Here is a 20994-nt window from a genome sequence, read left to right on the forward strand (position 1 = left end):
TTTTTAAAAGAATTTGCTATACTAATGTAATGACTTACAGTTAAAAGGGGAATAGACATGGCACGACTGATTGGGGTATCATTGTTACTAATTCCGGGACTTATTTCCGCATACGGAATAAAATTGATGCGGGATACCCTTTTTGACGACTTTAATCCTATTTTTTTACATATCGGTGTGCAATTCACATTGGGTATGCTCTTATTTGCAGGAGGGATTATTTTCATTGGGGGATTTATCGTGCATCGTGACAGAAAAAGACAGCAGAACAGGAAAAAGAATAGCATCGATAAGTAAAACAGTTATTACATAGAATGAAATCTCAGATAATGGAGCGATTCAAATGAAGGTAGCAAAATTTGGAGGAAGTTCAGTAGCAAGCGCCAACCAGATAAAGAAAATCAGCAACATCATTAAAAATGACAGTGATCGAAGAATTATTGTTGTTTCCGCACCAGGTAAAAGGTTTAAAAATGATATTAAAATGACTGACTTACTAATCCAGCTCGGTGACCTGGCATTGGCCAAACAATCCTACACTGAAAAATTAACAGAGATAATGACAAGGTTTTCCGAAATTATCGAAGAACTTGGCCTTTCCTCACATCTTACTGAAGAAATTGAAGGAACAATTAACTCCGCGCTGATTAGTAGTGAATCAGACGAAATGAAGATGGATGCACTGAAGTCAATTGGCGAAGACAGCAGCGCGAAAATCGTCAGTGAGTATTTAACTCAATCAGGATTAAACGCTCAATACTTAAACCCCAGAGAAGCAGGGATAATAGTAAGTGATGATCCTGGTCAAGCGCAGATCCTGCAGGAAAGCTTCACTGAATTATATAAACTCCGGAAAAAGGACGGAGTTATGGTTATACCAGGCTTTTTCGGATTCTCCAGGAAAGGGCACCTCGTAACATTTTCTCGGGGTGGTTCAGATATAACTGGCTCCATAGTAGCTGCCGGCGTTCAGGCGGATTTGTACGAGAACTTTACTGATGTGGATTCTGTCTATGCAGTCAATCCTACTATTGTTGATAACCCACAAAAGATTACTGCGCTTACTTATAAAGAGATGCGGGAATTATCGTACGCAGGCTTTTCTGTATTTCACGATGAAGCCCTGATACCTGCTTTCAAGCAGAAAATTCCGGTTTGTATAAAAAACACAAATAACCCCAGCGCCGAAGGAACTATGATTGTTGCTGAAAAAGAACAGCAAAACAATTGTGTGGTGGGGATTGCCAGTGACAATGGTTTTTCCAGTCTTTATGTAAGTAAGTATCTGATGAACCGTGAACTTGGTTTCGGGCGGAAGCTTTTGCAGATTCTAGAGGACGAGTCCATTTCCTTTGAGCATGCGCCATCCGGTATCGATGATATGTCCGTAATTATCAGGGACAGCCAGTTAACGCCGCATAAGAAAGAAATGATTACAGAAAGAATTAACAACGAACTAAACCCGGAAATGATCACTTTCCATCATAATCTCGCGATGATTATGATTGTAGGTGAAGGTTTAATGAGTACGATGGGTATAGCTAGAACAGCGACTACGGCTCTGACTGACGCAGATGTTAATATTGAGATGATAAACCAAGGTTCTTCAGATGTATCGATGATGTTTGGAATTCAGGCTGAAGGCTTAAATCGCGCAATCAGGTCACTATACAACGCTTTTTTCAATTAAGGTCATTGAATTTTTTAAATAAGTACATCAAAAAACTGTATGTGAGTGATTCACATACAGTTTTTTAAGATGAATTTCAGCTAGCTTTATGCTCCAGCCGCAAACGGTCTGCTACCATGGCGATAAACTCGGAGTTAGTTGGCTTTGCCTTTGAAATACTGACCGTATATCCAAACAAAGCAGAAATTGATTCAATATTACCTCTGCTCCAGGCAACTTCAATTGCATGACGAATTGCACGCTCAACCCGTGATGCTGTTGTATTGTACTTCTTAGCAATATCCGGGTAAAGAACTTTAGTAATAGATCCCAGCAATTCGATATCGTTATAAACCATTGTAATGGCTTCCCTCAAGTACATATATCCCTTAATGTGTGCCGGCACGCCTATTTCATGAATAATGTTGGTAATGCTTGTCTCCAGATCTTTTTTCCGCCGTTCGGTATTGTTACCTGATTTCTTTGGAGTTGTCTGAACTGGTGCATTACCCTGCACCTGACGAATCTGATCAGCCAAATTATCTAGCTCAAATGGTTTTAAGATAAAATATGATGCCCCTAAATTAACAGCTTTCTTCATTACTTCTTCCTGCCCAAATGCTGTTAGCATTATTACATGGGGATGTGATTCCATGTCCATATTCCTGACCGTATTTAAAACGCCCAGCCCATCCACATGTGGCATAATAATATCGAGTACCAGAACATCAGGATCAATTTCCTCCATCAATTCCAGGCATTCTCTTCCATTGTACGCAACGCCAATTATTTCTATATCATCCTGACCGTCAAAATATTCCTCCATCATGCTAATTAATTCCCTATTGTCATCCACCAAACATACTGAAATTTTCTCCACTTATTTACTTCCTCCTTTATGTATTTCGAGCTTCTTCCCACGTAATATATTCGACACAGGTTCCAAATATCCTTCTTTTTATTGAAAAACTTTAGATTTTTTTAAATTTGCTTAGATTTGCGCTGGTTTCCTATGAATATCGAGTTAATTCGATAATTTATGACAGAGAAATTTTGTATTTGTCGAAAAATATTTATTTGCTAAATTATACCATAAAAGAATGACTTGTTACAGGGATTTTCCCATAACAAGTCATTTCATCAGCTTGCTTTATCTTTAATTTTAAGTCCTGTTTCTTGAAGCATCCATTCAATATGCACTCCATAACCCGATGTAGGATCATTTACAAATACATGAGTAACCGCACCGATTAGCTTTCCGTCCTGTATGATCGGACTTCCACTCATTCCTTGAACAATTCCACCCGTTTTCTCAAGTAATTCCGGGTCAGTAATTTGGATGATCATCCCTTTGGTAGCAGGGAATTTTTGAGGAACGCTGCTTACTATTTCAACATCAAACTCCTCGACCTTTTCGCCTTCAATAACGGTTAGGATTTTTGCTGGTCCCTCTTTAACCTGGTGGGAAAGAGCGATGGGCAGTGGTTTATTATACTTTCCATTTTTTAGTGGTTTGTTTAGTTTCCCGAATATCCCAAATGGACTATTTTTACTGATGGTTCCTATCTTGTTTTCCTCTACGGAGAACTTGGCTTGCTTTTCACCCGGCACACCGTTATTCCCCTTCTCGATCGAGGTAACATTAGATCGGACAATTGTTCCCTTATGAATTTCAATTGGTTTTTGCGTATCCATATCTGAAATAACGTGACCCAGAGCTCCATATTTCTGACTTTCGGGGTTATAGAAAGTCATGGTTCCTATACCTGCTGCGGAGTCCCTGATATACAGACCTATCCGGTATTCATCTTCTTCATCGTCCAGTACCGGGTCCAGCGTGGTTTTTAAAGTTTCTTTCCCACGCTTGATGGTCAGTTTCAGCTCTTCATCAGCTTCCCCTGCTTTTTCCACAAGGGGTTTTACGTCTTCCATATCCTGGATCTCTTTTCCGTTAATTCTAAGAATAACGTCACCAACTTTTATATTGGCCTTTTCTCCAGGAGACACTTTACCATCTTTGCCATCAACTTGATGGTGACCAACAACGAGTACGCCAAGTGTATGGAGTTGAACTCCGATTGACTGACCTCCTGGGATAATACGCACGTCTTCAAGAACAGATACATCCACCTTTTTTACAGGAAGGCCTGCGACTTCGTAAAACAGCTCGCTATTACCTGTCTTATCTGTACGGATTGTTGAGGAATCTACGGCATGAATACTTTCTCCCGAAGCTTTAACATTTACATGGTCCTCAAATGCGGGGATATCAAGTGATGTGTTTTGGCTTTCAAACGCTAAAATCTGGTCAGGAATAGCAAGGTATTTCTGTACTGGTTGTGTAAAAGGAATAGCAGCTACTGCAATTAACAGCAGGATTCCCAGCCATATTCGGATTTTATTAAGGTTCATGTTTGAAGTTCACTCTCCTCTTCCCTAACCCATACCAATTGTTTTTATCTGTACTTCTAATTTGACCTAAGAAAGGTGGTTTTAAACTGGTGAAAAATAAGTAAAGATGTGTATCATTTCCTGTATAATTTCAATAAATATTCCGTATGGAGAGGGCCAACACGGAATGTTCCACTTTTAAATTAAATTGGAGATAATGTACATAATAAAAAAACCAGATAATATAGCATCTGGCTTTTCCGTTAAAAATATCCGTTATTTTGCTTTAAAATTGGATGCAAGTTCGAGCAATTCTTTTGCATGTTCCCGAGCAGTATCAGTTAGTTTTGTACCTGTTATCATCCTGCTTAATTCATCAATCTTCTGTTCTGTGGACAGCTCCATAACTGAAGTGGATGTACGATTATTGTGTTCACTTTTCTCAATCAGTTTATGCGTATCTGACATGGCCGCCACCTGTGGCAAGTGGGTGATGCATAGAACTTGTGAATCCCTGGAAATTTGGTGTATTTTTTCGGCTATTGCCTGTGCAACACGACCACTCACTCCAGTATCCACCTCGTCAAAAATAACACTTGTAACTCCCTGATGTTTGGCGAAAATATTTTTCAGGGCCAGCATAATCCTTGAGAGTTCTCCGCCGGAAGCCACTTTACTTAACTCTTTGAGCGGTTCACCAGGATTAGTGGAGATCAGAAAATGTACATAATCAAATCCGTTAGCATGTAATTTTACGGATGTATCTTCCTCCTGATCGGGATTTTCTTTTGTCTGAAAGGAAACTGAAAAAGTAGCTTTTTCAAGATATAGCCCCTTCAATTCTTTATGAATGTCTTTCGTCAATGAATCTGCAGCCTTTTGACGGAGATCGTGCAGTTGTTTTGCCTCTAGATAGGCATCCTGGGCAGTTTCTCTAATTTCATCAGCCAACCTCGAAAGGTGGGAATCTTTATTCGTAATTTGTTCTATTTCCTCTTCTATTTTCCCCATATATTCAATCATTTCATTTACCGTCGGACCATACTTCTTCTTAAGTCGGTTAATTTCATCCAATCTGGCTTCGATATCGTTCAGCCGGGCAGGATCAAACTGCATAGTATCAATATAATTCCGCAAATCATACATTAATTCTTCCAACAAATAGTAATGATTGGACATTTCCTCGGCCTTTTCAGCAATAAAAGAATCATGTGCAGCGTTCTCCTGTAAAGCCTGGTTGGCTGTACTCAACCATTCAATCCCTCGCTGTTCACCATACAATGCAGTGTATGCATCCTGCAGGCCTTTAAATATCCGTTCAAAGTTAGCCAATTTGCTTCGTTCTTCTTCCAGTTCCGTATCCTCATCAGGTTCAAGATTAGCCTGTTCCAGTTCACTGACCTGAAATTCCAGCAAATCAAGTCTATGGGTCATTTCCTGTTCATTCTCACTCAAATCTCTGTAGCGTTTCTTTAAAGTAGTCAGTTTGTCGTAAAGACGAGTATATTCCTTTTTAGCTTTTGCAATTTGTTTTTCATCATACGTATCGAGCAGGTTAATATGATTGTCAGGATCCATCAGTGACTGTGTTTCGTGCTGACTGTGTACATCTATAAGATTTCTACCGAATTCCTTTAAAATAGCTAACGTCACAAGTTTTCCATTGACTCTGCAAATACTCTTTCCATTGGCGGTTATAGTACGATGCAGAACAACCATATTATCCTCAATTTCAATACCAAAGTACTCTCCAGTCGAGTATATCTGGTGGTCTTTGGAATCAATGCTAAATAACCCTTCAATCTCAGCCTTCCTGGAACCATGCCGTACAAATTCCACCGAGCCTCTTCCTCCGGCAAGCAGTTGAACAGCATCTATGATAATTGATTTCCCTGCACCAGTTTCCCCCGTCAGTACTGTAAGTCCTTCATTAAAAGTGATGGAAACTTTATCAATAATAGCAAAATCCTGAATTGAAAGTTCTGTTAACAACACTGTCACCCCATTACTAAAGCATGTTCAAAAAACGATTCTGTATCGATGCTGATTCTTGCTCGGTTCTGCAGATAATAAGGCAGGTATCATCACCACAGATGGTTCCCATGATTTCCTCCCATTCCAGGTTATCAATTAAAACACCAATAGCATGGGCGTTACCTGGCAGCGTTTTAAGCACAATAAAATGCCCGGCATGTTCGATTTTCACAAAAGCATCCATGATTAGCCGTTTTAACTTATCATGCGGGTTAAAGCGCTGGTCTGCCGGCAGGCTATATTTATACCTGCCGTTTACTGACGGGACCTTTACTAGATGGAGTTCCTTAATATCCCTTGAAACAGTAGCCTGAGTTACATTGTAGCCGAGGGCTTTAAGATGGTCGACCAGCTCATCCTGGGTTTCGACCTCTCCCTCTGTAATAAGTTCGCGAATTTTTATATGGCGTTGGATTTTACTCATTGAAAGCCCCCATTTTTAACAAAATTTAGTTGGTCTGTTTGTTTGTAAGATCCTGGTGTGCAGTAGCTACTACCTGTTCAATTTCAATTTTTTCCTGGTCAACAGGGTCATCCTTTTTCCAACCAAAATGAGCCAGAAACTCAATATTGCCATCTCCACCGGTAATCGGTGAAAAAGTTAAGGCTAGAAGCTGGAACCCTTCATCCTCAGCAAACCTGATTGTGTTTTCAAGAACCTGGTTGTGAACTTTTCTGTCCCTGACGATACCTTTTTTCCCAACCTGTTCTCGACCTGCCTCAAACTGTGGTTTAATCAAGGCCACCACATCACTATTGGACTCGAGCAGTTTTCCAAGAACTGGTAGTATTAATTTTAAAGAGATAAAAGAGACATCGATAGTTGCAAAGTCAGGTCGTCCTTTGGTAATCATATCTGGTGTCACATAACGGAAATTTGTCCGCTCCATAACAACCACCCGGTCATCATTACGGAGTTTCCAGTCCAGCTGGTTATAACCCACATCAATTGCATAGCAAAGTTGTACCCCATTTTGCAGGGCACAGTCGGTAAATCCGCCGGTGGACGAGCCAATATCCATCATGATTTTGTCTTCAAGGTTTAACGAGAATTGCTGGAGTGCTTTCTCGAGTTTTAGTCCACCGCGGCCGACATAAGGAATCAGCTTACCTTTTATTTTCAAAGGTATTTCCTCATCCACTTTGATACCCGGCTTGTCCATACGGACTTCATCAGAAAAAACAAGCCCTGCCATAATTACACGTTTTGCTTTTTCCCTTGTCTCGATTAAATTCCGTTCAACCAGTAAAACATCTAAACGTTTTTTACCCATTCAAAATTTCCTTTTCTGATTTATTGTATGTTTCATCTTATAACTGCTAATCATATTAGTATCCTGAGATGTGTATTATACTTGTTTGTCCGCTTGTTTTTTACGCGGTAATATTTTTAATTTAAGGTTTCGTTCCAAAAATGCAATCGTTTTGCCAGCAAAGAAAATAATGCTTGTGGAGGCATTGATTGCAAAGTATTTTCCAATTGCCTTCCCTCCAACAGTAAGTGCAGCAACAAAACTGGTAAGGACTACTGATAAAGTGATCTGTACTGCTGAGCCTTCATCTGCCCCCAGGATATTCGCAATCTGAAGGATGACAATTGCTGAAGCTGTACCACTGACGATTCCGGAGATATCACCAATAACATCATTACAGAAGCTGGCAAACTTATCAGCATTTCTGATAATGATAACTGATTCTTTAGCTCCAGAAACTTTCTCGGCGGCCATTGCATGAAAAGGCGCTTCATCGGCTGCTGTAGAAGCAATACCAAGCATGTCAAAAATAACACCGATTAACACGATGATAAAAACAATAATCAACCCAACACTCCATACTACTTCACCTAGGATTGAGGAGGAAACTATTGAAAAAATAGCCGCTAACACAAATGTGATAACGGCTATGATCAGACTGAATCTAAGTGATTTTCTTATTTGTGATTTCATTTCAAACCTCTAAACTTTTTAATATGTATAAGGGATGGCCATTTAAAAGATTAAAATTGCGGCTTAGGTCCAGTAGGTTTTCCCAGATGGTTACCCCATGTTGCCATTGAGGCGGTTCCCCTTTAAAACCATCTTAGCCCGGTCACCCGAGGCTAGACTGGATTACCACTCAGTCCACACCATAATCCCTTTTAAATGTCCATCGGAACAGTCTAGGAGATTTCCTCAACAGTCTTTAACCGATCCCTAGCCTCTTTTGCAGCAGTGATTTCATAGAGATAAAAACACCAATCCAGTGGCCACCTGAGTTGGTATCTATGGCCCTAATCCCCTCACTGCCACTCAAGGCAGGCTACGCTGCAAATAGGATTCCCCACCCTATTACGCAGGTTCATACCCCATTCCATAATGATCACTAGCTTAGCAATCACCACAGATATGGGCCTCCGCGGTAATCGGGTCAACGCCCACATGCCTTTGTGGATCGCCCGAAAACCTTAACTCCCAGCACCGACCCAAGGCTGGGCGCCTCAAGCCAGCACAAGGAACTTCATCGATGTGCCCTTTGGCGGATTTTTAGGCCCGCCTTCAGAAACGGTAGACTGACTAGAATACTGCACCATCCCTTGATTAATTATATTATAGCATAAAATACAAAAAAACTCTAATAAGCGCTTGTTTTAGTGGTCTCTGTTACTGATGTAATCGGTAAAATCCATTAGATAAGAATCAGCAGCACTCGCCTGTTCTAGCGCCTGTTTTGCCATATTCACGTACTGATCTTTTTTCTCAATTGCCCCTTGAAGTCCAAGAAGTTTCGGATACGTATTTTTCTCATTCAGTTCATCACTGCCAACAGGTTTTCCTATCTTCTCCTGATCACCGGTCACGTCAAGAATATCATCCTGCACCTGAAAAATAAGTCCGAGGTAATGGGAGTATTCATCCAGTTTTTCAATCTGCTTATCCGTGGCACCGCCAAGGTAAGCTCCAGTTCTTACAGCAAACTTCAGAAGTTCTCCTGTCTTTAATTTATGGATGGTTTCCAATTCCTCCAAGGTAATCTCCCGCTTTTCAGCTTCCATATCAAGTATTTGTCCACCCACCATGCCATTTGGCCCGCTTGCCTTTGCTAAATGTTTAATGATAACTACTTTTTGGGTCTCGGTTAATGCAGGTTCATTTGCAATTATTTCAAAACTGTAGGTCAAAAGAGCGTCCCCTGCAAGAATAGCTGTAGCTTCATTGAATACCTTGTGATTAGTTGGTTCCCCGCGCCGCAGATCATCATCATCCATTGCCGGCAAATCATCATGAATAAGCGAGTAGGTATGAATAAATTCCAGTGCAACGGCCGAGGAAAGTACTCGTTTCATGTCTTCACTGTATGCTTTAAAACTTGCCAGCATGAGCAACGGGCGAAGTCGCTTACCTCCGGCTTTTACGGAATAAACCATGGAATCCTTCAATTGTTCAGGAATAGTTAAATTGTGCATTTGCCTACTTAATTCTTCCTGGATAATCTTCTTATTCTCTTCTATAAATTCAGATAAATTGTGCTGCACAATTATTCTTCCTCCTGTACCTCAAAAGGTTCAATTTCACCTTGCTCGTTCATAATACTTGTCATTTTCTCCTGTACGTTAGTAAGTTTTTCACTGCATAGCTTGGAGAGTTTCATACCCTCCTGGTAATATGTAATCGCCTTTTCAAGAGGCACATCGCCTTCTTCAAGCTTTTCGACAATCTGTTCGAGTTCCTTCATAGCCTCTTCAAATGTGATATCCTTTTCTTTATCCATTGCTCTCCTCCTTAATCTCCAGCACTCGACATTCAAGTGAACCATCAGAAAGTCGTACCGCAATCTGTTCATCTGTCTTCACATCGCCTGTTGACTTGATAAGCTCTCCTGTCTGTGCATAGGGCAAAGCATATCCACGCTTCATAACTTCAAGCGGATTTAGAAGTGTCAACTTTTCGAGTTTGTTCGTGAATTCAGCCTTTTTTTGTTCCAGTATCTTTTCCATTTGTTGATTATATCTTTTTTTTAGCAGGCTTAGTTCTTTTCCTGCCCGCTGAGTCTGGCGCTTTGGATGCTGTGCAGTTAGTCGTGTGTTCAAACTTAAAAGCATCTCTTTTCTTCGGTTCTGCGCATTTGCGGTTATTTTCTCCAGCCGCTCTACATGCCGGTCCAGTTCTTGTTCTTTTTGAGTAAGTAACTGTCCCGGATAACGGAAGGCATAAGATTGCTTAATACGTCTTAAGTGACGTTCCGCTCCGGTCGTTTTTTCTTGCATTGTTTTTGTCATGGAACGCTGAATGCTCTGTACTCTGTCGTAAAGGTCAAGTCTGGAAGGTACGGCAATTTCAGCAGCACCGGTCGGGGTGGCAGCACGGACATCGGCAACGAAATCACTGATTGTAACATCTGTCTCATGGCCAACCGCTGATATAATAGGTATAGTGGATTTGAATATCGCATCCGCTACAATTTCCTCGTTAAAACTCCACAATTCCTCTATTGACCCACCGCCACGTCCAATTATTAGTACGTCGAATTTACTTAGCTTATTAGCTTTACTTATAGCCTGCCGAATCGATTCAGCGGAGTTGGGCCCTTGTACAAGCACAGGGATTACCGTGGTATTTACTATTGGATACCTGCGTTTCAGGGTTGTGATGATATCACGGACAGCTGCTCCGGTAGGTGACGTGATAACACCAATATGTTCAGGAAAACGAGGAAGCTCTTTTTTTATACCTTTATCAAAATACCCCTGCTTATTAAGCTTTTCTTTAAGCTGTTCAAATGCCAGGTGCAAAGATCCAATGCCATCAGGTTCCATTTGCTGTATATATAGCTGGTATTGACCGTGTGGCTCAAAGACACCTATCTCGCCCTTGATCAGCACCTTCATCCCGTTCTCTGGACTGAATTTCAGAGAACGGTTATTACCTGCAAACATCACCGACTGTATTCGTGTATTGTCATCTTTAATAGTTAGATACATATGTCCACGACTGTGATGTTTAAAGTTGGAAATTTCACCTCTAAGCCAGACTTGCTTCAGATGAGGATCCGTATCGAATTTACGTTTGATATAGCGGGTCAACGCTGTAACCGTTAGATATTTATCTTTCACTTTCGGCCAGCCCTTTTGCCGCTTTTATCGTATTTTTTAGCAACATGGTAATTGTCATTGGACCAACTCCACGAGGTACTGGTGTGATGTAGGAAACCTTATCCAGAACACCATCGAAATCAACATCCCCGGTAAGTTTTCCATCTTCCTGACGGTTAATTCCTACATCTATCACGACCGCCCCCTTTTTGAGATGTTCTGCCTTGATAAAGTGTGGTTTTCCTATCGCAGCAATCAAAATATCTGCTGATCTAGTATAATCTAGTAAACTTTCAGTTCTGGAATGACAATATGTAACGGTTGCATTTTCATTCAATAACAACTGGCCAACTGGTTTACCTACAATATTGCTCCGCCCTACGATGACCGCATGTTTACCTTCAATCTCCACATCAAACGATTTAAGCATCGTTAGTATACCAAACGGTGTGCATGGTAGAAATGTATCCTGCCCTGTCATCATTCGGCCAATATTAACCGGATGGAAGCCATCCACATCTTTCTCCGGACTGATTGCTTCGATAATGTGCTGTTCATCGATATGGTCAGGCAGTGGGAGCTGAACAAGGATTCCATGAACCGCTTCATCATTATTTAATTGATCAATCTGTTTAAGTAATTCGGATTCTGTTGTAGAAACAGGTAGTTCAATAACTTCAGAAGAAATACCAGTTTCCGTTGAGGCTTTTCTCTTCCCGTTTACATATGATTTGGAGGCAGGATTATCCCCAATTAGAATTACTGTTAAATGCGGCACAATTCCATTGGCTTTCATTTGCGCGACTTCCTTACTCATTTCTGCCTTCAGCTTGTGAGCTAATTCTTTACCATTAATAATTGTTGCTGACATCGTGTGCATCCCCTTTAGGCTACAATTTTGGACAGAACTCCATTAACAAATTTCCCTGATTTCTCATCACCAAAGACATTTGCAAGTTCTACTGCTTCATTTATCGAAACACTGCTGGGTATATCTTCTTGGTATTTCAACTCAAAAACCGCCAAGCGAAGTATCGTTCGCTCAACTGCTGCAATCCGGTCAATTGTCCACTTCTCAAGGTGTTCAGTTATGACCTGGTCAAGTTCAGTCTTATGGGTGGAAACTCCTTCGACCAATGTCTTTAAAAAATTATCAATTTCTAGTGTATCTGTATGTTCTTCAATTGCTTCTTTTGCATCCCTGTCGTTTATCTCTAATTGAAAAAGTATCTGGAAGGCATTTTCTCTTGCTGTGTGCCGATTCATCCTACATTGCTCCTTTATTACGCATCTCTTAAAATCATAACATGATTGGCTGTACTACGCTAGAACCAGCCTTTTATACTTTTGGAAAGGCTCTTTTTGTAAATTTTTTTATACTCTTTAACCTACGAAGTTGATATAAACTGCGAAGTAGTGAATTTTGGAAATAGTAGGCAACCGCTTCACCAATACACTTCGCTTTCCATGGACTCACCACGAGCCTCCTCGTTCGCCAAGATCGCTCACTGTGGGGTCTCTTAGGCTCGTTGTTCCACAGGAGTCTTCGTGTATTGCTTACGCTTACGCTTGTTGAATTTGGCATCATTCCAATAGGCTTGCACTGAAGTCTACATAAATCTGCTTCGCTAACTTGGCGTTGATTGGAGCGTAGGGTAGTCGACTCCTGCGGGTCACCGGCTAAAAACGGTCACGTCCTGTGACCAACGCCGGTACTAGAACGTCCTGTTCGTCGAAGCAAACAGCTGAAAATCCCGCAGGAAGTGGTCTTCTTCCGAGGAAGTTGAAGCGTTGCCCGGCGGCAAAGGAGACCCTGCGAATTTATGAGCAGATGTCGTACTTACACCCGGAGTGGTGAAAGCGACTGCCAGTAGCGGAAATCAACTAGGCGAATGCTTCGTAGTTTATAGTTTATGTATCAAAAACAACGGTCTTTTAAAAATAGCTATTTAATACGACTCATAGACGGTTGTCCTTTTGTTTGGTCCCGATTATTCACCCTTTAATATGCCCTCTTATCCTGACTCGTAAAAAAATGAACTGTCGTATCGTTCAGTACCCTTAATTAGTTGGCGAAGAAAATAAACCACCAACAAGTTCACCCTCTCCCTTATCAATTACCCATAGTATTTTAAAAATACTGGTCTTAGGTAAGTTCTTTATAGATAAGACAGGAAAGAAAGTTAATTAATTCCTTTTCTGCCAAAAAACAAAGCGAGGCCAAAAGAACTTGAATTCTTTTGACCTCTAACTGACTCTATTCGTTTTCTTCGGCTCCATCCATCTGAATACCCACTACATGTATGTTGATCTCATCAATTTCTAGGGCTGTCATATTTTTAAGCGTCTGCCTGATATTATCCTGAAGTTGTTGCGCTACTTTAGGGATAGATGTACCAAAGTTCAGTACCACATAAAGGTCAATTAGGATACCGGTTTCAGTAAGTTCGACTTTGACACCTTTTCCGTGTGATTTTTTACCAAAACGTTCAACTACACCAGTAGCAAAATTCCCGCGCATTGACGAAAGGCCTTCTACTTCCGACGCGGCGATACCGGTTATAACTTCAATCACTTCAGGTGCTATTTCAACTTTGCCAAGACTTGTGTCTTCACTAACATTCAATAATGGTTGTTCGCTCACTTTTCTACACCCCTTTACTTTTCCTCAAGAATCGGGTTCTCTTCAAGAAAGTTCGTGTTAAAATCACCCTTCACAAATACTTCATGATTCATAATTTGGCGATGGAACGCTATTGTAGTATCGACCCCTTCTACAATAAACTCATCAAGCGCCCTTCTCATTCGTCGAACCGCTTCCTCACGGGTAGACCCATAAGTGATCAGCTTGGCGATCATGGAATCATAAAACGGAGGAATCTTATAACCAGGATATGCAGCAGAATCCACTCTTACCCCTAAACCTCCTGGTGGAAGATACATTTCTATCTTGCCTGGAGAAGGCATGAAGTTTTTGTATGGATTTTCAGCGTTTATACGGCACTCAATTGCCCATCCATTAAATTCAATTTCTTCCTGTGTAAACGAAAGTTTTTCGTTGTTCGCAATCTTTATCTGTTCTTTAATCAGATCTACACCAGTAACCATTTCGGTTACAGGGTGTTCAACCTGAATCCGTGTATTCATTTCCATAAAATAGAAGTCTTGACTTTTACGGTCAAAAATAAATTCAATTGTTCCAGCACCAACATAGTCAACCGCTTTTGCCGCTTTTACTGATGCCTCTCCCATTTTGGCACGGATTTCTGGAGTGATAGCAGGAGATGGTGTCTCCTCAACCAGTTTTTGCAGTCGGCGCTGGATGGAGCAGTCCCGCTCCCCCAAATGAACTACATTTCCATGCTGGTCTGCCAATACCTGGATTTCTACATGTCTGAAATCCTCAATAAATTTCTCTATGTATACTCCAGGATTGCCAAACGCTTTTTCAGCCTCTTTCTGTGTTACACGGATACCCTTAATTAAATCTTCCTCTGTCCGTGCAACGCGGATTCCTTTTCCTCCACCGCCGGCAGTGGCTTTAATAATAACGGGATATCCGATTTGTTCTGCTATTTCAACTGCCTCTTCTTCACTATCAATTATTCCTTCTGAACCTGGAACAATAGGTACGTTCGCCTCTTTCATCGTTTCCCGGGCAACGTCCTTGATTCCCATCTTCTGAATCGCCTGTGCTGAAGGTCCGACAAATGTAATATTGCATGCTTTACAAATCTCAGCAAAGTCAGCATTCTCAGCAAGAAAACCATAGCCGGGATGAATAGCATCAACTTTGGTGGACGCAGCCAGACTTATAATATTTGTAAAATTGAGGTAGCTGTCTTTACTTTGTGTTGGTCCAATACAGTATGCTTCATCTGCGAGTTGGACGTGTAATGCGTCTTTGTCCGCTTCGGAATAGACAGCAACTGTTTCAATATCCATCTCTTTTGCTGCCCGTATAATACGTACCGCAATTTCTCCTCTATTGGCTATTAACAGTTTTTTTATCATACGCTACATCCCCTTATTTAGTCTTTACTCTAAACAGTGGTTGACCGTATTCTACCAATTCGCCATCTTCCACTAGAATTTCTGTGATTTCCCCGGAGACCTCTGCCTCGATTTCATTAAACAGTTTCATTGCCTCAACTATACATACAACAGAATCTTTCTCAACCTTTGATCCTTTTTGTACATATGGGTCACTTTCCGGGTTAGGGGCAGTATACAGCGTACCTACCATTGGGGAAACTATTTCATGATCAAAATCTGCTGAACTCTCTGCAGCAGGTTCTTCATTTTTGCTCTCTTTTGGAGCCTCTGCAACTGGTGCTTTGGTTTCTTCTTTTACAACTGGAGCAGTTGGCTGTTCTACTTGTGCTGCATGCTGTTCCACTGTCTTAACTTCCTGCTGAACACCTGATTTTTTCATGGATACTGTAGTTCCATTGGTTTCATAAGTAAATTCATCGATAGAAGACTGATCAACTAGTTTTATTAATTCTCTTAATTCTTGAACCTTTAACATATCTGGCACCCCTTCGTCTATTACTGAATTGATAACAGGTCCTAATAATACCTCTTAATATTTTACGATAAATTAAAGGAAAACATCAACTATTTTCACGCAGGTAGGGTATTAGTCCTGATTACAGGTATACTGAAATGATTTCACCATTTCAATTATAGCAGTCATAAGAACAATATGCGAATTCCTGCAAACATACAAAAACCGGACGAAATTGTATCGTCCGGTCATCAATATAATTGTTAATTACCTGGAAATTCATAGAAGAATTTAGCAGTTACTGATCCGTCTTCATTCTGCGTAATATCTGTTACATGAATACCGGAGTCAGCCGGCGTTGGATTATCTTCTCTCCAGAAATAATAGGAACCAGTATGAACATTTTTCGAGTTAGGTGTGATCTTATCACCAGTTGTAAAGAAGTCTCCAGCATCACCTCGGTTGTTGTAGCGCTCCAGGTCATATTCACCGTCTGCCTGCAGAACGGACAAACCGTAATGGGTTACCAGATCACCATCTGATGCAACTGCTGATTCATTGTGCTGGAATCGCTTGTTCATATAATTTGCTACATTATTGGGTCTGAAACCTGCATCGTGATATTTGTCAATAACATTTTCATCTACGTGCCATGCGACAAGCCCCTCTGAATTTTCGCCGTATTCAGCGAATCCTTTATTGAAGCCTTCCTGCTGGATGTTTTCAAATAAGAAGTATTCAGTTCCATCTGAGCCGGGCACGACCATCTTAACTACAACCTGTGCTTCATTGACAGGCTGCAATGTTAGTTCCTGAACCCCATCTTCAGGTGTCACTTCAATCGGATCAAGCCATCCTAGGAATATTTTAGAATACGGGTCAAAACCTGTTGGCGAGTTTCCGGAATAAGCTGAAGCAGCAGGATAACGCATCCAGGATCCTCCAGCCATCATCGTATATTCACCTGCACCCTCTGAAGTATAGGTAGTATCATAGAAGTCAGGCAGTCCAAGTGCATGTCCAAATTCGTGGGCGAACACACCAGGTTGTGCAGGATAAGGTCCTTCTTCCAGTTCGTCTTTATACGTGTTTGTTGCAAGGTCATATCCTGCTGCATTTCCGCCGATTGACGGTTCGATTGTATAGTTGTTTACAACTACACCATCGTATGTCATATCTTCTTTGATTGTTTTGGCAATCCATTCACTTTGACTCATACCTTCCTGAGCTGCAGCTGGTATTCCATCATCATAGTATGGTCCATAAAATAGTGCACTAAGTATATTCCATTTATGGGACCAGATTTGCGCAGGATCACGGCTGAATTCAGCCCCTGTGCCTTCGTGAACTACAAATATGTTTGGAACTTCACCATCTTCAGCATACTTGGAGAAGTCGACATACGGGTCTGCTGCCTGCAAGAGATCACGAACCAACTCACCCATATGGGCATCGCCATTAGCATTACCCAGAAGATATTTGCCTCCGTTGGCATATTTTCCTGTCTGATCAAGATAATAGGAAGCACCTTTTGGAAGCTCAACCCAGCCAATGTCTGTCATATCATCATACGTAACAAGTTCAACTTTTCCATAACTGGACTCTTTATAAATATTTTGCATGGTACTGTTGGTCGGTACCAGTTCACCGTTATATTCGGCGTATTGCTGGAATGGTCCATATTCATATGGATTATATTCCGTGCTAAAAATTAAGTCATTAAGGTAGCGTGCTGGTACCGGCTCGTCCAATGCACCTTTTGGCTGGTCGCCATCTGGATACTTAGCAAGGAGCACCAGCATTGGCACCTCTCCTTCTGCTTCCTCATACGTTACATGATTACCTGCAGCCTGCTTGAACTTTGCACCTTGATTCGCAAAGTGTTCCTTTGCTGGATCTGCTTTAGAAATATCAATCTTAGCCTTTTTAGCTTTTTCAGCAAGTTCAGGCACAGCTGTAACATAACTCGCCGGTTGAATTCCATAATCTGGAGCTGAACCAGCAGCTTGTCCATTCGGAACCGCACTTGCATAGACACTTGAAGCAATTCCGGAAGCAAGCAGCACAGATGCCGCTGCTGATGTAAATACTTTTTTACTTATCAATAAATTCCCTCCTCTTTTTAATATTAAAAAAAGTTTACCATATCCGTTATCTAAATTTATTGAATTTAGCAAAAAACCAGTAAAATTACCTGGTATATTTCTAATAATTAGCAATATTGACTCACGCAAAAAGTGCCAGACTTCATTAGCCTGACACCAAAAGCGATGATTTGAGATTTAACAATAACTAACCAGCTGTTGGCCGGTAATCAACATTCACAGGGATTTCTCCAAATTCATCACGTACCAATTGCATAATATTAACCACTTCTGTCTTGCTTAGTTCATCTACCCTAACATGCACATGTACTTTATTTTCATCATGCCGAACCAGTACATCTCTATAATCAGCCGATGCCTGTATTGATTCCTCAAGGATTGATTCTTTGGTCTTTACTGCTTCTATTTGCTGAATAGCATTTCTTGCTTCGTTCTTCTCTTCAATGGATGCACTACTGGATGCAACAATATCATCCAGGCGGTCAATATCCTGGCTACGCTTATCTTGGATTTCCATTCGAAGGGTAGTAAACAGCTCATCCTCCCCTACATTGGAAAGATCATCGACCTCCGTTCCTGATTCCCCTGCTGTAGAATCTGATGCTGTTTCCTCAGAAGAATCGTTCCCTTCGTTCAAATAAGCAAGATCACCACTGCTTGGAGATGTCATGTAGTAGACACTCAACACAATCATCAAACTTAACATTGTCAAAAGCCAAACCGTTTGTTTTTTCAACATATTTCATCCTCCTAATTTTTTGGCATTACAGAAACTCTATGAGTCGGGACATCCAAAACTCGAGAAGTCGCCTCCACCACCCATTTTTTAACGGTGGCATGGTCAACCCCTTTCGCCACGATAAACACACCTCTTACTTCAGGTTTTCTTGTCTGGATAAGAAGCGGGACTTCTTTGTCCCCTTGTCTTACCAGTACAACCTGCGTTTCTTTTGTATTCTCTTCTATCTCACGCTTGCCTCCATTTTTGTCAGTTTCTTCAGTGGACTGCTGACCGGAAATTAGGTTTTTTTCATAGACTTTTACTTTGGTAGATTCTAGATTCACCATAACCTCAACCTCTGAAACTCCCTGGATTTTCTCAAGCATTCCTGTCAAATCCTTCTCATAGCTGGCTTCAATTTCTTGTACATCTGAGGTACTGCCGGATTTCTTGGAAAATGTCTCTTTGGTTGGTTCTTCAACCTCAACAGAAACATCGCTTGCCATTGATGATGGACTCTTATTTTCTGAAAAAATATTGCTTGTTATTAGGATCAGCAATCCGACCAGTCCAACGATCAGAATATAACCTGTCCGCTTGGGAAGCTTACCGCCAGACTCCTTCTTGTCTGATTGCAGCATATTCTTTAATTTTTCCTTCAAGGTGCCCCTCCCTCCCATGAAATGGTTAGCTTTTTGTTTTTAAGCTCCCAGACCTCCTGCAGCAATAGTTTGATTCCTTCTGTATCTGCCTCACTTTCATCGGTGACTGGCTTGTCAGTGTTTATTACAACATCATCTACAGCATTCACTGCTCCCTCCCCCATACTTGACTCTTGTAAAAACACAATGACTTCCTTAAGGCTCTCGTATGTAGGATTGGATTCATCGGAGAATCGGAAGTCAATATGCGTTATTGCTGCCTGATACTCTTCCTGTAAGGGTGCTTCAGCTAAATCTTTCAGCTGGACAGCCATTTCTTCTAAAATATATGCAGTTTGGGAGGCTTGTATTTCTTTTTTTTGGATTTTTGTTAAATTTTCCACCTGTTCTGCCTCCATTGCTTCCCCTTCAATCTGTGCAAACGACCGCTCCAGAGCATCCTGGGCGTTAAAGTCAAACAACATAAAAATAGGCTTTAAAAATATAAGAACGAGAATCAGTCCAACTACCAGTTTGATATATTTCTTCATTGATGTGGCGGGTATCAGCAAATCGATCAGTGAAGCAACAAGGAGGAATATAATTATTTGGGTAACCCACTGGATGACCATTTCCATTGTTATCTCCCCCTAACGCATAATAATGGTAATATTGCTGGCGACAACCAGAATAACTATTGCAAGAAAGAACATTAGCGATACGGCTAACAGACATGCAAGAACATAAACGATATATTTACTTATGGTATTAAGCGATGCAATAACCGGGCCATCACCAATCGGTTGCAGAATCGCAGCAGCCAGTTTGTATATAAGAGCAATCGCGAAAATTTTCAGCGCTGGAAAAATAGCAATAAATACAACAATCAAAACACCGACAATTCCCACTGAATTCTTTAATAAAAGCGATGCACTGAGGATGGTGTCGGCTGCATCAGTAAAGGTCCGCCCAACCACAGGAATGAAATTTCCGGTAATAAATTTAGTCGTTTTCATTGCCACTCCGTCGGACACAGCAGTGGAGGCTCCCTGAACGGACATTACCCCGAGAAATACGGTAAGAAAAACTCCTAGCGCACCAAGCGCTACTGTTTTGAACAGTTCAGCCAGATGTGTAACTTTATAATTATCGTTTAAAGTGCTAACAATCAGCAGTAATGCCGACAGAAACAGTAACGGCAAAATAAACTTGGAAACCAGCAGTCCGCTAAAGTGAATTAAAAACACGATAATGGGATGAAAAAAAGAAACAGTGATTATATTCCCAAGTGTCGCCATGATTGCAAGGACGAGCGGAAGCAGGGCAAACATGAATCCACTCATAGTTTCGATTGCATCCATGGCGTATGAAACTGCCAGATGAAAACTGTTTAATGCAAGATAGATGAGAACGATATAAACGACATAGTAGGCAATTTTACTTACTGTACTTTTTTCAAATGCTGTATGCATTGTTTGCAGTACTATTGAAAATAGAGTCAGCATTAATAACATTCCAAGCAGTTTTCCATTTACAATTAGTTCATGCAATAGATACTCGATAAGTCCCCAGAAAGCACTCTTAACTGACAATGCGCCGTTATCTTTTACAAATTCGTAAATACTCGTTTTTTGCAATTCTGGTATATATCCACCATAATCTTTCACCAGTCTTTGCCAGAATGTCTGGACACCATCCAGAGACACCTCATTAAGGATTCCTTCCTGCAAATCTGCCGGCTGCTTAGGCTCAGCTGATACAGTGGCCTGTCCCAAAAAGAGTAAAAATATAATCAGTATCGCACAGGGAATCCATTTATTGTGTACCATTCAGCATTCTTACTCCTTTCAGGTGA

Annotated in this window: 21 protein-coding genes; 2 read left to right on the forward strand and 19 right to left on the reverse strand. The window is 41.0% G+C overall.

The window, feature by feature from the left end:
- Positions 1-57: 57 nt before the first annotated feature.
- Positions 58-297 carry a DUF2627 family protein gene (locus tag ACFO3D_RS11100; protein ID WP_390295920.1) on the forward strand — a complete coding sequence of 80 codons (240 nt, stop codon included), beginning with the start codon at positions 58-60 and terminating at the stop codon, positions 295-297.
- 46 nt (positions 298-343) lie between these two features.
- Positions 344-1690, forward strand: a complete 1347-nt coding sequence (locus ACFO3D_RS11105) for an aspartate kinase (RefSeq protein ID WP_390295922.1) — start codon at positions 344-346, stop codon at positions 1688-1690.
- A gap of 76 nt (positions 1691-1766) precedes the next feature.
- Here the strand turns inward: ACFO3D_RS11105 and spo0A are convergent, their stop codons facing one another.
- The 19 genes from spo0A to spoIIIAE form a co-directional block, all read right to left on the reverse strand.
- Complete coding sequence (gene spo0A, locus ACFO3D_RS11110) at positions 1767-2549, reverse strand: sporulation transcription factor Spo0A (protein WP_390295924.1); 783 nt, start codon at positions 2547-2549, stop codon at positions 1767-1769.
- A gap of 260 nt (positions 2550-2809) precedes the next feature.
- Positions 2810-4081 carry a SpoIVB peptidase gene (gene spoIVB, locus ACFO3D_RS11115; protein ID WP_390295926.1) on the reverse strand — a complete coding sequence of 424 codons (1272 nt, stop codon included), beginning with the start codon at positions 4079-4081 and terminating at the stop codon, positions 2810-2812.
- 255 nt (positions 4082-4336) lie between these two features.
- Positions 4337-6052, reverse strand: a complete 1716-nt coding sequence (gene recN / locus ACFO3D_RS11120) for a DNA repair protein RecN (RefSeq protein WP_390295928.1) — start codon at positions 6050-6052, stop codon at positions 4337-4339.
- A 16-nt stretch (positions 6053-6068) separates the two neighbouring features.
- The gene (gene ahrC / locus ACFO3D_RS11125; RefSeq protein ID WP_390295931.1) at positions 6069-6518 is read right to left on the reverse strand and encodes a transcriptional regulator AhrC/ArgR; all 450 of its coding nucleotides are present in this window, start codon (positions 6516-6518) and stop codon (positions 6069-6071) included.
- Between the two features lie 25 nt (positions 6519-6543).
- Complete coding sequence (locus ACFO3D_RS11130) at positions 6544-7368, reverse strand: TlyA family RNA methyltransferase (protein WP_390295933.1); 825 nt, start codon at positions 7366-7368, stop codon at positions 6544-6546.
- 75 nt (positions 7369-7443) lie between these two features.
- Entirely contained in the window at positions 7444-8040 is a 597-nt protein-coding gene (locus ACFO3D_RS11135) for a hypothetical protein (RefSeq protein ID WP_390295936.1), read from the reverse strand.
- Positions 8041-8720: 680 nt separating this feature from the next.
- A complete protein-coding gene (locus tag ACFO3D_RS11140; protein ID WP_390295938.1) occupies positions 8721-9605 on the reverse strand; it encodes a polyprenyl synthetase family protein in 885 nt (294 codons plus the stop codon).
- Positions 9606-9607: 2 nt separating this feature from the next.
- The gene (locus tag ACFO3D_RS11145) at positions 9608-9841 is read right to left on the reverse strand and encodes an exodeoxyribonuclease VII small subunit (protein WP_390295940.1); all 234 of its coding nucleotides are present in this window, start codon (positions 9839-9841) and stop codon (positions 9608-9610) included.
- Positions 9834-11183: an exodeoxyribonuclease VII large subunit gene (gene xseA, locus ACFO3D_RS11150; protein ID WP_390295942.1), complete on the reverse strand. Its 1350-nt coding sequence runs from the start codon at positions 11181-11183 to the stop codon at positions 9834-9836. The genes ACFO3D_RS11145 and xseA overlap by 8 nt, the downstream gene beginning before the upstream one ends.
- Positions 11173-12033, reverse strand: a complete 861-nt coding sequence (gene folD / locus ACFO3D_RS11155) for a bifunctional methylenetetrahydrofolate dehydrogenase/methenyltetrahydrofolate cyclohydrolase FolD (protein WP_390295944.1) — start codon at positions 12031-12033, stop codon at positions 11173-11175. The genes xseA and folD overlap by 11 nt, the downstream gene beginning before the upstream one ends.
- A gap of 14 nt (positions 12034-12047) precedes the next feature.
- The gene (gene nusB, locus ACFO3D_RS11160; RefSeq protein ID WP_390295946.1) at positions 12048-12428 is read right to left on the reverse strand and encodes a transcription antitermination factor NusB; all 381 of its coding nucleotides are present in this window, start codon (positions 12426-12428) and stop codon (positions 12048-12050) included.
- A 991-nt stretch (positions 12429-13419) separates the two neighbouring features.
- Positions 13420-13806 (reverse strand): Asp23/Gls24 family envelope stress response protein, encoded by a 387-nt coding sequence (locus ACFO3D_RS11165; RefSeq protein WP_390295948.1) that lies wholly within the window; start codon positions 13804-13806, stop codon positions 13420-13422.
- A gap of 14 nt (positions 13807-13820) precedes the next feature.
- Entirely contained in the window at positions 13821-15176 is a 1356-nt protein-coding gene (gene accC, locus ACFO3D_RS11170) for an acetyl-CoA carboxylase biotin carboxylase subunit (RefSeq protein ID WP_390295951.1), read from the reverse strand.
- Between the two features lie 13 nt (positions 15177-15189).
- Positions 15190-15693, reverse strand: a complete 504-nt coding sequence (accB, locus tag ACFO3D_RS11175) for an acetyl-CoA carboxylase biotin carboxyl carrier protein (RefSeq protein WP_390295953.1) — start codon at positions 15691-15693, stop codon at positions 15190-15192.
- A 242-nt stretch (positions 15694-15935) separates the two neighbouring features.
- Positions 15936-17777 (reverse strand): M6 family metalloprotease domain-containing protein, encoded by a 1842-nt coding sequence (locus tag ACFO3D_RS11180; protein ID WP_390295955.1) that lies wholly within the window; start codon positions 17775-17777, stop codon positions 15936-15938.
- 187 nt (positions 17778-17964) lie between these two features.
- Entirely contained in the window at positions 17965-18516 is a 552-nt protein-coding gene (locus tag ACFO3D_RS11185; RefSeq protein ID WP_390295958.1) for a SpoIIIAH-like family protein, read from the reverse strand.
- Positions 18517-18527: 11 nt separating this feature from the next.
- Positions 18528-19160, reverse strand: a complete 633-nt coding sequence (gene spoIIIAG, locus ACFO3D_RS11190) for a stage III sporulation protein AG (protein WP_390295960.1) — start codon at positions 19158-19160, stop codon at positions 18528-18530.
- Positions 19157-19777, reverse strand: coding sequence for a stage III sporulation protein AF (spoIIIAF, locus tag ACFO3D_RS11195; protein WP_390295961.1), 621 nt, complete (start codon positions 19775-19777; stop codon positions 19157-19159). The genes spoIIIAG and spoIIIAF overlap by 4 nt, the downstream gene beginning before the upstream one ends.
- A 12-nt stretch (positions 19778-19789) precedes the next feature.
- Entirely contained in the window at positions 19790-20968 is a 1179-nt protein-coding gene (gene spoIIIAE, locus ACFO3D_RS11200) for a stage III sporulation protein AE (RefSeq protein WP_390295963.1), read from the reverse strand.
- Positions 20969-20994 lie beyond the last annotated feature (26 nt).

It is taken from the genome of Virgibacillus kekensis (assembly GCF_042654125.1).
Lineage (GTDB): Bacteria > Bacillota > Bacilli > Bacillales > Amphibacillaceae > Lentibacillus > Lentibacillus kekensis.

Coding starts and splice junctions, on each gene's coding strand:
- ACFO3D_RS11100 (WP_390295920.1), top strand. CDS start 58: ATGGCACGACTGATTGGGGTATCATTGTTACTAATTCCGGGACTTATT.
- ACFO3D_RS11105 (WP_390295922.1), top strand. CDS start 344: ATGAAGGTAGCAAAATTTGGAGGAAGTTCAGTAGCAAGCGCCAACCAG.
- spoIVB (WP_390295926.1), bottom strand. CDS start 4,081: ATGAACCTTAATAAAATCCGAATATGGCTGGGAATCCTGCTGTTAATT.
- ahrC (WP_390295931.1), bottom strand. CDS start 6,518: ATGAGTAAAATCCAACGCCATATAAAAATTCGCGAACTTATTACAGAG.
- ACFO3D_RS11130 (WP_390295933.1), bottom strand. CDS start 7,368: ATGGGTAAAAAACGTTTAGATGTTTTACTGGTTGAACGGAATTTAATC.
- ACFO3D_RS11135 (WP_390295936.1), bottom strand. CDS start 8,040: ATGAAATCACAAATAAGAAAATCACTTAGATTCAGTCTGATCATAGCC.
- ACFO3D_RS11145 (WP_390295940.1), bottom strand. CDS start 9,841: ATGGATAAAGAAAAGGATATCACATTTGAAGAGGCTATGAAGGAACTC.
- folD (WP_390295944.1), bottom strand. CDS start 12,033: ATGTCAGCAACAATTATTAATGGTAAAGAATTAGCTCACAAGCTGAAG.
- nusB (WP_390295946.1), bottom strand. CDS start 12,428: ATGAATCGGCACACAGCAAGAGAAAATGCCTTCCAGATACTTTTTCAA.
- accC (WP_390295951.1), bottom strand. CDS start 15,176: ATGATAAAAAAACTGTTAATAGCCAATAGAGGAGAAATTGCGGTACGT.
- accB (WP_390295953.1), bottom strand. CDS start 15,693: ATGTTAAAGGTTCAAGAATTAAGAGAATTAATAAAACTAGTTGATCAG.
- ACFO3D_RS11185 (WP_390295958.1), bottom strand. CDS start 18,516: ATGTTGAAAAAACAAACGGTTTGGCTTTTGACAATGTTAAGTTTGATG.
- spoIIIAF (WP_390295961.1), bottom strand. CDS start 19,777: ATGGAAATGGTCATCCAGTGGGTTACCCAAATAATTATATTCCTCCTT.
- spoIIIAE (WP_390295963.1), bottom strand. CDS start 20,968: ATGGTACACAATAAATGGATTCCCTGTGCGATACTGATTATATTTTTA.